Annotated in this window: 10 protein-coding genes; 3 read left to right on the forward strand and 7 right to left on the reverse strand. The window is 67.8% G+C overall.

From position 1 onward, the window contains the following. Positions 1-36: 36 nt before the first annotated feature. The 4 genes from argS to ACT4MF_RS05125 form a co-directional block, all read right to left on the reverse strand. Positions 37-1,845, reverse strand: a complete 1,809-nt coding sequence (argS, locus tag ACT4MF_RS05110; protein WP_444681931.1) for an arginine--tRNA ligase — start codon at positions 1,843-1,845, stop codon at positions 37-39. Positions 1,846-2,038: 193 nt separating this feature from the next. Then, positions 2,039-4,720, reverse strand: coding sequence for a PAS domain-containing sensor histidine kinase (locus tag ACT4MF_RS05115; protein WP_444681932.1), 2,682 nt, complete (start codon positions 4,718-4,720; stop codon positions 2,039-2,041). Positions 4,721-4,864: 144 nt separating this feature from the next. Beyond that, the gene (locus tag ACT4MF_RS05120; protein ID WP_444681933.1) at positions 4,865-5,800 is read right to left on the reverse strand and encodes an NAD-dependent epimerase/dehydratase family protein; all 936 of its coding nucleotides are present in this window, start codon (positions 5,798-5,800) and stop codon (positions 4,865-4,867) included. 87 nt (positions 5,801-5,887) lie between these two features. Continuing rightward, on the reverse strand, positions 5,888-7,498 hold the full coding sequence (locus ACT4MF_RS05125) for an ABC transporter permease (protein WP_099254300.1): 1,611 nt from the start codon (positions 7,496-7,498) through the stop codon (positions 5,888-5,890). 112 nt (positions 7,499-7,610) lie between these two features. Here ACT4MF_RS05125 and ACT4MF_RS05130 point away from each other — a divergent pair, with 112 nt between their 5' ends. The 3 genes from ACT4MF_RS05130 to ACT4MF_RS05140 are packed head-to-tail and all read left to right on the forward strand — an operon-like array spanning position 7,611 to position 10,617. Beyond that, a complete protein-coding gene (locus ACT4MF_RS05130; protein WP_444681934.1) occupies positions 7,611-8,174 on the forward strand; it encodes a gluconate 2-dehydrogenase subunit 3 family protein in 564 nt (187 codons plus the stop codon). Continuing rightward, complete coding sequence (locus tag ACT4MF_RS05135) at positions 8,171-9,781, forward strand: GMC family oxidoreductase (RefSeq protein WP_444681935.1); 1,611 nt, start codon at positions 8,171-8,173, stop codon at positions 9,779-9,781. The genes ACT4MF_RS05130 and ACT4MF_RS05135 overlap by 4 nt, the downstream gene beginning before the upstream one ends. Before the next feature lie 44 nt (positions 9,782-9,825). Further along, entirely contained in the window at positions 9,826-10,617 is a 792-nt protein-coding gene (locus ACT4MF_RS05140) for a dolichyl-phosphate hexose transferase (protein WP_512053217.1), read from the forward strand. A gap of 616 nt (positions 10,618-11,233) precedes the next feature. Here the strand turns inward: ACT4MF_RS05140 and ACT4MF_RS05145 are convergent. The 3 genes from ACT4MF_RS05145 to ACT4MF_RS05155 form a co-directional block, all read right to left on the reverse strand. After that, a complete protein-coding gene (locus ACT4MF_RS05145) occupies positions 11,234-12,508 on the reverse strand; it encodes an RNA-guided endonuclease InsQ/TnpB family protein (RefSeq protein ID WP_099255320.1) in 1,275 nt (424 codons plus the stop codon). A 293-nt stretch (positions 12,509-12,801) separates the two neighbouring features. Next, complete coding sequence (locus ACT4MF_RS05150) at positions 12,802-15,102, reverse strand: ArnT family glycosyltransferase (protein ID WP_444681936.1); 2,301 nt, start codon at positions 15,100-15,102, stop codon at positions 12,802-12,804. Positions 15,103-15,123: 21 nt separating this feature from the next. Beyond that, entirely contained in the window at positions 15,124-16,281 is a 1,158-nt protein-coding gene (locus ACT4MF_RS05155) for an extracellular solute-binding protein (protein ID WP_444681937.1), read from the reverse strand. Between the last annotated feature and the right edge of the window lie 24 nt (positions 16,282-16,305).

Raw genomic sequence — 16,305 nt, forward strand, 5'->3', positions numbered from 1 at the left:
GGCCGCCGAACGCGGTGCTGCGTGCCTCGCCGTCTCCTACATCGACTCCGGCGCCTCGACGCCGAGCACGTCGAGCGCGTTCGCCATCGTGTGCTTCGCGGCCGCGACGAGCGCGACGCGGGCGGCACGCAGCTCCGCGTCCTCGGCGGTCACCACGGGACACTCCCGGTAGAAGGCGTTGTACGCGTCCGCGAACTCGCGGGTGAACGTGGCGATCGTGTGCGGCTCCAGGTCGTCCGCCGCCGCCTCGATCGCGGCGGGGAAGCGAGCGATTTCGCGGAGGAGGTCGCGGGCTTCCGCGGTCTCCAGCGTCGACGCGTCGACGTCGAGAGCGCCGCCGTCGACGACTCCCGCGTCGTCCCCCGTCACGCCCGGCACCTCGATCCCCGCGTCGGCCGCCTCGTCTAAGATTCCGCAACAGCGCGCGTGGACGTACTGGACGAACGGGGCGGACTGCCCCTCGAAGTCGAGCGCGTCCTCCCAGTCGAAGGTGATCGCCTTCGCGGGCTGTTTGGAAACGATGTCGTACCGGACCGCGCCGATCCCGACCTGGTGGGCGATGCGCTCGACGTCCTCGTCGGTGAGGTCGTCGTCGCGGATGCGGTCGTCCATCCGCGTTTCGACCGCGTCGCGAGCGCGCTCGATCGCCTCGTCGAGCAGGTCGTCGAGCATCACGCCCGTCCCGCGCCGGGTGGACATCTTCCCCTCGGGGAGGTTCACGTACGAGTAGATGACGTGGCCGAGCTGGTCGGTGTCGTTGCCGAGCAGCTCCAGCGTCGCGTCGAGCTGGTCGGCCTGCAGCTTGTGGTCCTCGCCGAGCACCGTGACGGCGCGGTCGTAGTTCGCGAACTTCCACTCGTGGTGGGCCAGATCGCGGGTGGTGTAGAGGCTGGTGTCGTCCGAGCGCAGGAAGACGAGGTTCTTGTCGATCCCCCACTCGTCGAGCTCCAGCTGCCAGGCGTCCTCCTCGTAGACGGCGTGGTCGGTCTCCTTGAGCCGCGCGGCGACGTCGTCGGTCGAGCCGTCGCGCATGAACCGCGTCTCCTTGACGAACTCGTCGAACTCCGCGGGCAGGCGGGCGAGGCACTCCTTCATGCCGCCGAGCACCGCGTCGACGACCGCACTGACGCGCTCGTACGTCTCCTCGTCGCCGGATTCGAGCCCCTGGAGGATCGCGGCGATCTCGTCTTCGGCGGCCTCGACGGCCTCGGGGTCGGCCTCCTCCAAGAACGCGTTCCCCTTGCGGTAGTAGCGCACGAGGTCGTACTCGGCGCGGTCGCGGGCCGGTTCGGCGTCGAGATCGGACTCGTCGAACCGCTCGTACGCCCACGTGAACACCGCCATCTGGCGGCCCGCGTCGTTCACGTAGTAGTGGCGGTCGACGTCGTAGCCCGCGTACGCCAGGAGGTTCGCGACCGCGTCGCCGACGATCGGGTTGCGCGCCCGACCGACGTGGACCGGGCCGGTCGGGTTCGCGCTCGTGTGCTCGACGACGACGGAGGTCTCTTTGTCCGGGAGCGCCCCGTAACCCGCGTCGGGGGCGGCCGCGTCGAGCGTGTCGGCGAGGTAGCGCTCGCCGGCGTGGAAGTTGACGTACGGGCCGGCGGTGTCGACCGTGTCGAGGTAGTCGTACCCGTCGACATCGACCGCCGCCGCGACCGTCGCGGCCACGTTCGGGGGCGCGTCGCCGACCTCGCCCGCGAGCCGGAAGGCGACGCTGGAGGCGAGCGTCGCGTCCATGTCGTCCGGCGGGCGTTCGATGCCGAGGTCGTCGGTCGGGAGGTCGAGGTCGTCGAGCGCCGCGGTGAGCGCCGTCTCGACCTCCGACCGGAGCTGCCTGAACATACCGTCCGTTCGACGGGCGGGTTAAAAGGCCCTTCCGAAGCGGCGCGGGCGGAGCCGCGCCGTCCGCCGAGGCTGCGGAGGCGTGAGGGCGGGATTTTCGAGGTCCCCTCGACGTCGGTAGCGGCGAGCCTACCGCAACCGCGCTGTCGAACTCAGTCGGGCCCGTCAGGCGCGGCGCGGCCGAGACGGGGGTTCATTCGGCACCGAACTCGACGCCGGTTATCTCGAAGCGTGCGCCCCCCTCGTCACCGTCTGTCACGTCGATCTCCCACTCGTGGGCCTCCACGACCCGTTGGACGATACCCAATCCGAAGCCGGTCCCGTCCGCCTGCGTCGAGTAGCCGGCGTCGAAGATGGCCTCGCGTTCGTCCGCGGGGATTCCGGGGCCGTCGTCCTCGACGTAGAACCCCGCGTCCGTCTCGCCGACCGTCACGGTCACGTCCCCGTCACCGTGCTCGATGGCGTTCCGAATCAGGTTCTCGAACAGCTGTTTCAGACGGCTCTTGTCGGCCCGTACGGTTCGGTCGGTGTCGGTGATCAGCGTGGCATCGCCCGTTTCGACGTTCGCCCAGCACCCCTGGATAAGTCCGGTCAACGCGACCGACTCGAACTCCGTTACCGCCTCGCCCTCACGGGCGAGCGTCAGGAGGTCTTCGATCAACGCCCACATTCGCTCGTGGGCGCGCTTCACGTGTTCCAAGTGCTCGCTGTCGCACTCCGTGGCAGCCAGCTCCAAGTGCCCTTCGGCCACGGTGATCGGGTTCCGAAGGTCGTGAGAGACGATGCTGGCGAACTCTTCGAGCCGGTCGTTCTGCTCGGTGAGCTCCCGTTCGCGATCCCGGAGCTGCGCGGTTCGCTCGACCTGTTCAAGCGCTCTCGTCAGCCCGCCGGCCAAGATCTCGCCCAAGAGCACGTCCTCGTCGTCGAACGACTCCGGTGACGGCGATCCGGCGATCAGGATCCCGTAGTCCGCGAGCGGGAGGTAGAGTTCGCTCCGAACCGGCGTGTCCGGATTGTATCGGTCCGGGTCTTCGTGGACGTCGTCGACTGCGCGTGGCTCCCCTCGCTGATAGACGCGCCAGGCGATGCTGTCCTCGCCGGTGAACGACGGAGGCTCGCCGATGAGGTCGTACACCGCGTCGGTGGCCGCCGCCGGGACGAGCGCCCCGGCGTCCTCGTCGTAGAGGTGGATCGCATTAAGCTCGATTCCCAGGAGGTCTCTGGTCGTCTCGGTTCCGATCTCGAGGATCTCGTCCCGCGTTTCCGCACGCATGAGCACTTGGGTGACCTGATTCAACGCTTCGAGCTGCTGCTCGCGGACCATGCGTTCGGTGATCTCCGTCGCAACGCCGAAGACGGCGACGGGCGAGTCCGGGTCGGAGCGCCTCCCCGTATCGTAGACGGGGACCTTCGTGGTCAGGAAGATCAGCTCGTTCCCGTCGACGGCGATCGATTCTTCGACCTCGATCGGCTCGCCGCGCTCGATGACGGTACGGTCGTTCCGTCGGACGTCGGTAGCCATCTCCGAGGAGTGGATCTCGCCGTCCGTCCGCCCGACGATTTCCTCGTCCCGGAGGTCGAAGAGGTCGCGGTACGCCTGATTGACGAAGAGGTACTCACCCCCCTCGTCCTTCATAAACATCGGCGTCGGCGTGTTCTCGAGGACGGCTTCGAACCGCCGCTGGATCGTTTCGATCTCGTGGTCGCGGATCTTGCGAGCGGTCACGTCCCGGTACACCCACAGATGTCCCTCGCCGTTCGGGAGCTCGATCGGTCGGTGGGTCCGTTCGAACGTTCGCCCGTCAGCGAGTTCAAGCTCTTCCTCGTCCGCCGGTTCGCCTTTCGCGATCAGTTCGTTGGTGCGCTCGACGAACCACTCGGAGTCGGCGAACATGTCGCTGATCGCTTCGGCCAGACGCTCACAGTCCTCACCGACGACTCCCTCGGGCGAGCTCGGCAGCTCGAAGAGGTCGAACATCTGCTGATTGACCGCCAAGACGTTCCGAGCGTCGTCTTCGACGAGAACGCCCTGGGGGAGCGCGTCGAAGAGCGTCGAAAGCAGCGCGTTTGTCTGTTCGATCTCCCGCTGATGTCCCTTCTGGGCGGTTATGTCACGGGTGACGCCGACGACTCCTTCGACGGTCCCGTCGATCGTGAGCGGAGTTAATCGGTACTCTAACACGGCGTGTCCGTGGTTGGGAAACTCCGCTTCGATCTCCCCCGATATTTGGTCGCGCTGTCCGTCGAGAAGCGCTTGATAGGGGTCTCCGTTGTCGGCCCGCTCTTGGACGATCTGGATGAGGTTGCTCTCTTCGCCTTCGAGCGCCTCGCGAGTCGTATTGTACCAGCCGGCCAGATACTCGTTCACGATCTCGAAGCGGCCGTGTTCGTCGTAGAGGCAAGCGGCTTCGTACATCGAGTTGATCATGTGTTTATACCGGCTGAGGTCTCGGTCTCGTTCGACCAGTTTCTGTTGAGACCGGCGTGATTCGACGACGTTCCCGATGCGATTGGCTAAGACCGCGTAGTGGTCAGTTCCGCTCCCTTTTTGCAGGTAATCGGTGACCCCCGCGGTGATCGCGTCCGAAGCGACTTCCTCGGACCCCTTCCCGGTGTACAGGATAAACGGGAGGTCGGGACACTCCTCGCGCACCTCCTCGAGGAACTCGATCCCGTTCATGCTCGGCATATCGTGATCGGAGACGATGCAATCGAACGCCGGGAGTTCGAAGGTAGCGAGCGCGTCGCAGGCACTGGTCGCCGTTTCGACCTCGAATCGGTCATCCTCACGTTCGAGGAACGTCGCGGTCAGATCTGCGAAATCTGGTTCGTCATCGACGTGGAGGACGGCGATCGTGTCAATCGTGCCAGTCATTCCTGTGGCACGATGACATGGCTAGGCATATGTGTATGGGGGTGTCTCTCAATCTGAATAATTGCCCCTGAGATCGCAGCCGTAGCTGCGGGATCGGAAGCGGGCGCGTCGTTCGCGCCCCGTATACAGCGCAGCCTCCGACGCCTACTCCGCGATCTCGTCGATCAGTTCGCGCGCGCTCCGCCGGACGGCCTCGTCGCTCTCGATCGAGGGCTCCCAGCCGAGGTCGGTGAGCTTCTCGATCGACAGGCGCATTTTGGGCACGTCGCCGGTCCAGCCGCGGTCGCCGCCGGTGTAGGCGTACTCGGGGTCAACGCCGAGCTCGTCGCTGACGATGTCGGCGATGTCGGTGACGGACGTGGTGGTCTCCGTCCCGAGGTTGTACACGTTCAGCTCGTCGGCGGCGTGCTCGACGACGTGCTGGATGGCGTCGACGCATTCGGAGACGTGCATGTACGACTTCTCCTGCCGTCCGTCCCCGAGGATCTCGAGCTCGCTCGGGTCGGCGTCGAGCTTCTGGATGAAGTCGGGGATCACGTTCCCGCGCTGGTGGGGGCCGACGATGTTCGCGAAACGGAACACCCACGATTGCACCCCGTAGGAGTGGGCGTGCGTCGAGATCAGCGCCTCGTCGGCGAGCTTCGAGGAGCCGTAGATGGAGATGGGCTCCAGGGGGCCGTGGTCTTCGGGCGTCGGGCGAGGCGCCTCGCCGTACACCGTCGAGGAGGAGGTAAAGGCGAGCCGGTCGACGCCGACCTCGTGCATGCGTTCCAAGACGTTGTACGTCATCTCCGTGTTCGCCTCGAACAGCTCCCGGTCGTCGTCGTAGTTCGTGTCGGTGTACGCGGCGAAGTGGAAGACGACGTCGAGGTCGCCGGTGACCGCCTCGGCGACGCCGTCGGGAGCGGTGAGATCCGCCCGGACGAACTCGACGCCGTCCGGGACGCGCTCGCGGTCCCCCTTCGAGAGGTCGTCGGCCACGCGGACCGTCGCCCCGCGGTCGCGGAGCCGCGCGGCAAGGTGGCTTCCGACGAGCCCCGCGCCGCCGGTGACCAGTGCGGTCGAATTGGAGAGGTCCATACCGGGTTCATGAGGCCGAGTCGGGTAAGTAGGTGCGGAATCGGGACGCGGCTCACGCGGGAGCGGCGCGAGGGAGCGGCCCCGCGTTCAGAGCCCGTCCTCGCCGCCCTCCTGCGCGAGCATGACGACCATCGAGAGCCCGGAGATGACCAGGAGCAGGAGGGTCGGGACGACGGCGTACTGGTAGAGCCCGGACTCCTGTGCGCGCCAGATCTGCGTGACGATCGTCTCGAACCCGGAGGGGCGGAGAATGAGCGTGACCGGGAGCTCCTTCATCGTCGTGAGGAACACGAGGGCGGCGCCGGCGACGATCCCGGATCTGACGAGGGGGAACGTCACGCGGCGGAAGGCGCCCATCGACGACTCGCCGAGCGCCCGGCTCGCCTCGACGAGTCGGGGGTCGACGCCCAGGATCGAGGTCCGCGTCGACCCGACCACCTGCGGGAGGAACCGGACGACGTACGCGAACACCAGGAGCGGGAGCGTCTGGTAGAGCCACGGAAGGTAGCCCGACCCGAAGTAGACCAGCGCGAGCGCCAACACGATCCCGGGGACCGCGAAGCCGACGTACGTCGCGCGTTCGAACAGCGTCGACAGCGGGGTGTCGTGGTTCGCGGCGAAGTACGCGACCGGGAGCGCCGCCAGCGCGGCGACGACGGCGGCCGCCGCGGCGACCGACACCGAGTTGAGCGCCTGTACCCACTCGAACGCCATCGAGGGGCGGCGGCCCGTGTCGGTGCGGACGAGCCACAGATAGAGGATCCACAGAGGGACGACGAGCGCGACCGCGGACACGGACGCTGGCAGGAGCGTCGCCGGCCAGCGCCAGCGCCCCAACCCGACGAGCCGGTCGGTGTGACCCGCGTCGTCGCCGTGCGCGCTGCCGTCGGACTGCACGAGCCGCTCCAGCGCGAGCACGACGAGCACGACGGCGAGCAGCTGCAGGGAGAGGAGGGCGGCGTAGTCGCTCCCGAAGGAGTTGTACTCGACGTATATCTGGCGCGTGAAGACGGGGAGCCGCATGATCGTCGGCGTCCCGAAGTCGGACACCGCGTACAGCGCCGCCAACAGCGACCCGGCGGCGATCGCCGGGCGGATCACGGGGAGCGTCACGCGGCGGAACGCCTCGAGCCGCCCGTGGTTCAGCGTCCGCGCCGCCTCGATCAGCGTCGTGTCGAGCGAGAGGAGGGCGGCGCGCGTGGTCAGGTAGACGTACGGGTACGTGTACAGCGAGATGACGAGGATCGCCCCCGGAAGGCCGTAGATGTCGGGGAGCCGCTCGATCCCGAGCGGCGCGAGCAGGTCGTGGAACTCGCCGCTCGGGCCGAACGCGGAGACGAAGGAGAACGCGCCGACGTAGCTCGGAACGACGAGCGGGAGCGCGACCGCGATCGACCAGAACCGGCGGAAGGGGAGGTCGGTCCGCGCCGTGAGATACGCGAGCGGAACGCCCACCAGGATCGAAAACGCGGTGACGCCGCCCATCAGCAACAGGCTGTTCACCAGGATCTCGGCGGTCCCCGCGCTGAACAGCAGCTCCATCGCCCGCGACCGCTCGACGGTGACCGCCCGGATCACCAGCCACGCCAGCGGGAACACCAGCGTGCCGGCGATGGCGGCGGAGAGCAGCGTCAGCCCCACCGGTAGTCGGTCGTCGCCGTCTGTCAGGATGTCGCGGATCCGGCGTGTCAAGCTCATGGTCCGGAAGGGACGGGTTATCGGGAGGAGGCCACACCGACCGTTAGCAGTTGCGATCCGGTCGTCGATCGGGTCCGACGGATATAATAGTTTAGGGAAGCCTAAACCGAACATGGAACTGACGCGGCGCGACGCCGTTGCCGCGCTGGCGACCGTCGGCGCGACCGGCGGCGTCGCCCTCGGCACGCGCCGATCGGACGACGGAGGCGACGGCGCCGAGGGAGCGGACGGCGCCGGGGAAGCCGAAGCGGCGGCTCTCGACGAGGCGGCCGTCCGCGCGTCGATGGCCGCGGTCGCGACCGTCGTCTACCCGGAAGCGGTCGACGGGGTCGAGGCGTTCGTCGACCGCTTCCTCGACGGTCGGCTCGACGGGTCGGCACACGCCGCGGGACTGCGAGCGACGGTCGGCGACCTCGACGACGCCGCCCGCTCGTGGCACGGGGCGCCGCTCGTCGACCTTTCCGAGACCACGCGGGACGAACTCCTCCGCGAGGTCGGCGCCGACGTCGCCGACGAGGTCCCAGACGGAACGCTCGCCGAGCGGGTGCGCTACTACGTGGTCAACGAGCTGCTGCTTGCGCTGTACGCCTCGCCGACCGGCGGCGAGCTCGTGGGACTGGAGAACCCGCAGGGCCACCCCGGCGGGACCGAGAGCTACCGGCGAGGGCCGCGATGAGCGCCGGAGACGTCGACCGGACTCCCGTGGCGGACGCGGAGGTCTGCGTGGTCGGCGCGGGGCCGGCGGGGGCGCTCGTCGCGGACCGGCTGGCCCCCGATCACGAGGTGGTCGTCCTCGACGCCGGCCCCCGGTTCGATCCCGCCGACCGACTCGCGCGACAGGAGCGGGCGATCCGACCGAGCGACGGTCGACCGGACGTGTGGGACGTGGGGGGTGAGCGCGACGCCTACGCCACCTCCGGGGAACGCTCCTACCCGCTGAACCACGCCCGCGTCAAGGGGCTCGGCGGGTCGACGCTCCACTGGCAGGGGATGGTGATGCGGCTCCACGAGGACGATTTTAACTCGGGGACCGAGCGCGGCGTCGGCCCGGACTGGCCGATCGACTACGCCGACCTCCAGCCGTACTACGCGGAGGCCGAACGCGAGCTGGGCGTCGCCGGTGCGTCGGACAACCCCTACGCGCCGCCGCGCGAGGAGCCGCACCCGATGCCCGCGTTCAAGCCCTCGTACAGCGACTCGCTGTTCGCGGAGGCCTGCGAGGAGCTCGGGATCGACATGCACTCGGTGCCGAACGCGCGCAACTCCGAGGCGTACGACGGTCGGTCGGCCTGCGCCGGCTACGGCACCTGCCAGCCCGTCTGTCCGGCCGGCGCGAAGTACGACGCCACGGTCCACGTCGAGCGCGCGGAGGAGCGAGGCGCGACGGTCATCGACCGAGCGCCGGTCCAGCGGCTCGAACACGACGGCGACGACTCGGTGACCGCCGCGGTGTACGCGACGCCCGACGGGACCGAACACCGGCAGGAGGCCGACGCGTTCGTCGTCGCCTGCGGCGGCGTGGAGACGCCGCGGCTCCTGCTGCTCTCGGCGACCGACGCGTACCCCGACGGCCTCGCCAACTCCAGCGGGACGGTCGGGAAGTTCTTCATGGACCACCTGTTCGCGGGGGTGCGCGGCACCCTCGACGAGCCGACGCGACAGAATCACGTCGGCTTCTACACCAGCGCGTGCGACCAGTTCTACGACGAGGCGGACGAGGAGGTCGCCCCGTTCAAGCTGGAGTTCTTCAACTACGCCGGCCCCTCGCCCGTCGAGATGGCGCTGACCGGCGACGACTGGGGCGACGAGCTGCTGGGTCGGCTCCGCGACGGCTACGGCACTCACGTGGCGATGGGCGGGCTCGTCGAGCAGCTCCCGCGGTCGGACAGCTACGTGACCCTCCACTCCGAGCGCACCGACGACCGCGGCAACCCCGTCCCCGAGGTCCACTGGAGCGTCGGCGACCGGGCCCTCCGGACGATCGAGCGCGCCAACGAGATCCAGCGGTCGATTCTCGAAGAGCTCGGCGCGGAGATCGAGTGGGTCGTCGGCCCCGACGCGACCGGCCCCGCGTACCACCACATGGGAACGACTCGAATGAGCGAGGACCCCGACGCCGGCGTCGTCGACGCCGACTGCCGGACCCACGATCTGGAGAACTGCTGGATCGCCTCCAGCAGCGTCTTCCCCACGAGCGGCGCGATGAACCCCACGCTGACGATCGCCGCGCTCGCGCTACGCGCCGCCGACGACGTTCGAGAACGCCTCTCGCAGTTGCTTTAGGTAAACCTAAAAACTCAAGTGCGTAGGGTGACTCGTCGGGAGTAATGAGTTCGATCACGACGCCCGACGACGAGGCGACCGACGGGGCCGACTCCGTCGCTGTCGACGCGACCGCACAGGCCGACGGCGCGACCGAGGAGGAGAGCGGGGACGCGTACACCTTCGACGACCTGAGCGTCGTCATGGGGACGTACAACGAGGAGGAGGCGATCGAGACGGTCCTCGACGACATCGAGCGCGTCACGGACGGGCGCGCCGAGGTCGTCTGCGTCGACGGCTCCTCGGACCGGACCCCCGAGATCGCCCGCGAGCACGGGGCAACGGTCATCGAGCAGAAGCCGCAGGGGTACGGCGTCGCCGTCCGAGAGGCCGTCCTGACCCCCGACCGCCCGGTCGTGGTCACGACCGACTGCGACGACACGTATCCGATGGAACGGCTTCCCGACTTCCTCGACGCGATCAACGACGGCGCCGACGTGGTCAGCGGCGATCGCCTCTATCACGGCGCGGACGCGATGCCGGCGTTCAACCGGTTCGGGAATCAGGCGTTCGCGGCGCTCGCGTCCCTGCTCATGAGCGAGCGCGTTCACGACACCACGACCGGGATGCGCGCGTACCGCCGCGAAGTCGTGCAGGACATCGGGTGGACCGAGAACACCGGCCTCTCCGCGGAGCTGCTGATCCGCCCGCTGATGCGGGGATACGACGTGCGCGAGGAGCCGATCGCGTACGCCGAGCGGCTGGGTGAGACGAAGCTCGACCCGATCGAGGGGGGCGCCGCCATCGCGAAGTCGATCGTGACCGTCTGCCTCGAGGAGCGGCTGCGGCGGTTCTGAGCGGGAGCGATCGCCCTTCGGAGATGGATGGGGCCGTCACAGCAACGCGGACTGCCGGCGTCGACTGTGTATCGGAGCAGTTGCTAACGCGATTTCTGCACGCAGACGAGCGGCTGAAACTGAAAGGACAGAATTGGTACGCACGGGGAGGGCATTTATCTGATGTAGATTCAACGGTCAGTGTAAGATGACGGCTGGAGACGTGATTGGGGGGCTGCTTTTGATTGTAACAGGGCTCGGAACGGTTTACGTTGGGCGTCGAACACAGACAGATGACCGGGCGGATCTCATTTTCGCACCAAACGCCAGTGGCCCACCGGAACACACTGCACGGGTCGGTGGGTGTGGGGCGATTCTCGGCGGCCTCGCCACGATCGGTCTCGGGCTGGTGCTGTGTTTCGTTCCCCCCACCGGACTGCGTTGGTTTGTCCTCCTCGGGGCCTATACTGCGCTCTGCTTGGCGATCGGAATCGCGAGTTGGCGAGGGATCGGAAACCAGCCGAACTGATCCGTTTGCAGATGTAATGAACCGGCGTTTCACCGCTACCACCGATTGACATCCTCCCGCGCCTGAAGACGCGGGAATCCCACGGCACCGCGCCGCTGAGTTGGGATATTAAGATTCGCGGTTCACGACCTGTTCTCGTGGGGCGAAAATGCCCTCACTACGGTCGAACAGGTGAACCGCTGGCTGTGCCAACCAGCCGTTATCCCTATCACCGCCATCTGTGGCGAGACTCGGGAGTACCTTTTGCCGAATGTTCTCCGCACCGTTCACGTCGGCGTTCGCCACCGTGTCGCACTCCTCACACACGTACAGTCCACGCTCCACACGCTGGTTGTCATCCGTGTGACCACATGCTGAACACGACTTCGACGTATCGCGTTCCGACACCAACTCCACGTCGATGCCCTCGGCTTCCGCCTTGTAGTCGAGTAGCGTCGTGAACCGATCGAACGCCCACCCGTGCAAATCGAGATTACCGTGGTCGCCCCAATTCCGAGGCTCGCCGGTCTCCTCGTCTTCTCGGATGCCACCGAGGTCACCAACGACAAGTGTACCGACACCTCGTTCAACACACTCCTCTACGATTGATTTCGAGAGTGCGTGTAAGAAGTGCGTCCGCCGACCAGTTCGCGTCAGGTCGAGACGGGTGGCCTCTCTGGACGAGGAATCGTCGCACTTGGATCTCTTTTTTGTAAAGTAGTATTCGTCTTCTTTGAGTGCGCCACCGGGATACAACACCGATTCACCACCGAACGAGACGGCGGCGAAGTTACAAATCCCGAGGTCAACACCCGCCACTTCGTCACCCGGCGATTCCGGGTCGATGACGGTGCGACAGACAAATTGTAACCGCCACTCGTCACGCTTGTAGACAGCGCGAACCTGTTGAATGTCCCACTCGGTCAGGTCAACATCTGGTCGAGTCTGGTACTCGCACAAGATGAAGTCCGAACGGTGTTTCTTCAGGCTTCGTCCTTTCGAGAGGCGGACACGAGTGAACTGTGCGTCGTGCTTGAAGCCAGCCGATTTGAACGACACGGTTGAACGCGGATGTGAGTCTCCGTGTTTGCGGTAGCCGGGCGGTCGGGCACGGTCGTCGCCGTTCCGACGCTTTTCGAACCAGCCGTTGAACGCTTCAGCGAGTTCTTCGAGAACGCGCTGACTGGATTGAGAATGCAAGTCCGTGTAGCGTTCGTGGCCTTTGAGTTCGGATTTGAGTTCCCCGTCGTCGGGAATCTCGCCCGTTTCGTCCCACTGTTGTTGTGCGTAGTAGCGACCGACATTCCAGAGTTTTGAGGCGGCCCATCCGAGTTGGTCAAGATCGTCACGAACCTGCCGTCGGTTCGTAATCGTGGCCTCGAAAGTTCGGATGGTCCGACTCATTTCTGGCTTCATAACTGGTTATGAACACTATTTTGTTAATACTGTCGGTTGGCATGGCATATCCGCCCTTGCTATCTCGGGTGGACAGTGTAGGCGTTGTCGGATTCATCCTGACCCTGAAGGGTCAGGTATTCTCCTCGATCTGTATAAAGAAGCAGGATTGGCAACTACTGAAAGATGACCGAGACGGTGGTGCGCGCCTCCGAGTGGCCGTCTCTGGCGGCCACGAGGTGCGCGTGCGGGGCCACCATCGCGGAACCGCCGACAACCGCTTGGAACCAACCGCCGGCGACTCACCGATCGTCGACGCCGTCAGCGCGCGTCTCGAAGACCACCCACTCGGCGTGAGCGTCCGGGTCCTCCGGGAGGTACGTCCCCTCGGTGCCGCACTCGGTGACCAGGCGGCACACCGAGCGCTCCGGGGGCCAGACGACCTCGACGCCGGCGTCCGCGGTGCCACCCGCTTCACTACCGCCCGCTTCCCCGCCGCCCGCGGCTCGAACCGCCGCCTCCTGTCGGTAGGTGAACGTCGAGCCCGTCGGGTCGACGAGCGTCACCGTCACGATCGCCTCGTCGCCCTCGGGGGCGATCGGGACGGTCGCGTTCGGCGCGCCGGCCAGCCGCACCCCGTCGGGCCCGACCGACCAGTCGACCGAGAGCGAGCCGTCGGGGTCGTTCACGACGTAGCGCGCGAACTCGTCGCCCGCCCCCTCATCGGCAGCGCCACGCACCGTCTCCACGCGGATCTGCGCGGTCTCGACGCGCTCGGGGATCCCGACCGTCGTCGTCGCGTCGACCCGCGCGCCGGCGCGAACGTCGAGGGGTTCGAGCTTGGGGTCGACGTGGCGGTCCGGGTCCGGCGTCCACTCCCCCTGGTACGCGTACCGATGGAGGTCGCGGTCGGGGTAGGCGTCGATCACCGCGAAGTCCTCGACCGGGTCGCGGTCGAGCGCGTACACCACCTCCCCATCGAGCCCGGGGTCGTTCCGGAACGGCTGGAACGGGTGATGGAGCCACTCGCCGTACGGGGTTGGGACGAAGACGAGGTCGTCGTCGAACGTGGCCGACTCGACCGGCTCGTACGCCGTCTCGTACTTGTCGGCGTGCGCCGCGTGCCGGTCGAGCGGCGCCTCGACCGCGGCGGCGGCGCCGAGCGCCCCGCCGAGGAGCGCGAGCGCCGCGACCGCGACGACCGCGGCACGCGCGGTTCGCGGAGGGATCCGAGATGAGAGCCGCGCGCGGAGCCGGGAGAGCCCGCGCCCGCCGGCGGCGACGGCGACGCCGCCGAAAACGGACAGCGGAACGAGGAGATCGAAGTGGTAGAACGGGCCGAAGCCGGCGACGAGCCCGTCGGTCGGGTCCGAGAACGTCGCGAGGAGGTTGTTCGTCCCCCAGAAGAAGAGGTTTCCGAGGACGACGGCGACGACGACGCCGGCGAGCAGGAGCCCGGCGGTGCGCTCGAACCGTCGCATCGCGCGGGCGTCGGCGTCGTTTCGGTCGCTCTCGTCGCTCCCGTCACTCGCTCCGAGGGCCGGCCGGCCGGACAGCCACCGCTGCGCGGCCGCCCCGCCGCCCGCGAGCGCGAGCAGCGTGCCGAGCGGTCCGGCGACGACCCAGCGCGTCGCGAGGTACCACAGCGCGTACCCGTTGGAGCGAAGCGCCAGTTCCGGCGTGTACTCCTCGGTGTGACCGAGGATGCGGCGCTCGCCGAAGCCGGGACCGTCCATCGGTGCGAACGCCTCGTACGGGAAGGTCAGGGGCGACCCCGTCATCCGGAAGTTGTACGCGAGCGTGACGCCGACGAACAGGGTGCCGAAGAGGGCCGTGAGCCCGTGGCGGCGGACGGGGTCGGGGAGGGGGAGTGGCGGACCCCCCGCGTCTCGGACCGCGACGGCGACCCGGACGAGCGCGTGCAGGATGAACGGCGCCGCGAACAGCACCGCGGTGTACGGCCGGGCGAAGAAGGCGAGCCCGATCGCGACGCCCGCGAGTCCGGCGAACGCGACGGACCGATCGCGGACGCTTCGGAGGTAGGCGACCGCGAACACCAGGTTCAGGAACGTCGTCGGCGCGTACGGGAGGAACACCGAGGAGGTGACGAGCGCCATCGGCGAGGCCGCGAAGAGGGCGGCGGCGGCGAGGCCGACCCGCCGGTCGAAGACCGTCGCGCCGAGCAGGTACACGAGCGCCGCGTTGCCGGCCGCGACGACCGCGAGCGTCACCCGGGGCTCGCCGAACAGCCACATCGAGACCGCGTACATCGCCGCGGGGACCGGGTTGTACTTCGGGTAGAGCCGGCCGCCGTCCTCGATGAAGAACCACGGGTGGACGGCGTCGGCGAGCTCGCCCGCGTGGATCTCCAGTTGGCCGGAGAGGAGCAGCGCGGCCTGCATGAGGTACACGCCCTCGTCGTGGTTGACGGAGTGGCGCGCGAAGACGGTCGCGGCGATGCCGAAGGTGAGGACGCCGACCGCGACGGCGAGGAGGGCGGCCGCGAGCGTGAGGCGGTCCGCGCGGGCGATCCGGGCGCGCCCGCGGCTCACGAGGCGGCGTGCGAACGAGCGCGGGGCAGAAGGGTCCTGACGGGACGACACGGGAGTCAGTGGGGGGAGTGCCTAGACCTCGACGCCGGCGTCGCGCATGAGGTCGATGGTCGCTTCGAGGTCGGACAGCTCCGCCAAGTCGATGTCGGGAACGTCGAGCTCGTCGATCGTCGGCAGGTCCCCGATCGGCTCGACGTCGGGGATGAGCGGGTACTCGAACGTCGACCGGGCGAAGTAGTCCTGCGCCTCGGCCGACAGCAGGTGGCGGACGAAGTTCCCGGCGAGCGTCGCGTCGCTCGCCGTGTCGACGACTGCGGCGCCGGCGACGTTGAACACCGCGCCGGCGTCACCGCTGGTGAACGCGGTGGCGATCGACGCCCCCGGGTTGCCGTCGAGGACGCGCTGGATGTAGTAGTGGTTCGTGAACGCCGCGTCGATCTCCCCGTCGGCGATCCCCTGACAGGCGGCGAACTCGTTGTTGTACGGGGTGATGCCCGACTCGACGACGGCTTCGAGCCACTCGCGGGTGGTCTCCTCTCCCTCGATGGTCCGCATCGCGGTGACGAACGCCTGACAGGAGCCGTAGGAGGGGGCCCAGCCGAGGTCGCCGTCGAACTCCTCGGGGTACGCCATGATGTCGTCGGGCATGTCCGACTCGGAGAACGACTCGGTGTTGTACGGAACGGTGCGGGCGCGGCCGGACGTGCCGATCCACTGGTCCGTCCGGAACTCCTCGCGGACCAGTTCGGCGACGTCGTCGGGGATCGCCTGCGTGCGTCCCGCGTCGGCGAGCGCGCCGAGCGACCCCGCGTTGACCGAGTAGAACACGTCGGCCGGCGACCCCTCGCCCTCGTTGACGATCGCGTTGACGTGGTCGGTGGAGCCGGCGTACCGAACGGTCAGGTCGAAGTCGTCGTACAGCTCTTCGATGTAGCTAACGAGCTCGCCGACGAGGAACTCGCCGCGCCCGGAGTACACCGTGAGCTCGCCCTCGAGATCGGGCATCTCGGCCATCGGCGTGCCGCCGGGGGCGTCGCGGCCCTCACGGCCGGAGCCGATCTGGCCGATGGACTCCCCGGCGTCGCCGTCGCCGCCGTCGCCGCCGTCGGAACTCTCGCCGTCGTCGTTGTCGTCACCCATGCATCCGGCGAGCCCGACGACGCCGACTCCTCCGGCCGCAGCGAGGAACCGTCGTCGGTCGACGCTCTCGTCTGATCCGTGTGTCGTCATGTGTTTTAGGCCAACCTAAATAGA

The organism is Halorubrum sp. FL23, from assembly GCF_052439115.2.
Classification (GTDB): domain Archaea; phylum Halobacteriota; class Halobacteria; order Halobacteriales; family Haloferacaceae; genus Halorubrum; species Halorubrum persicum.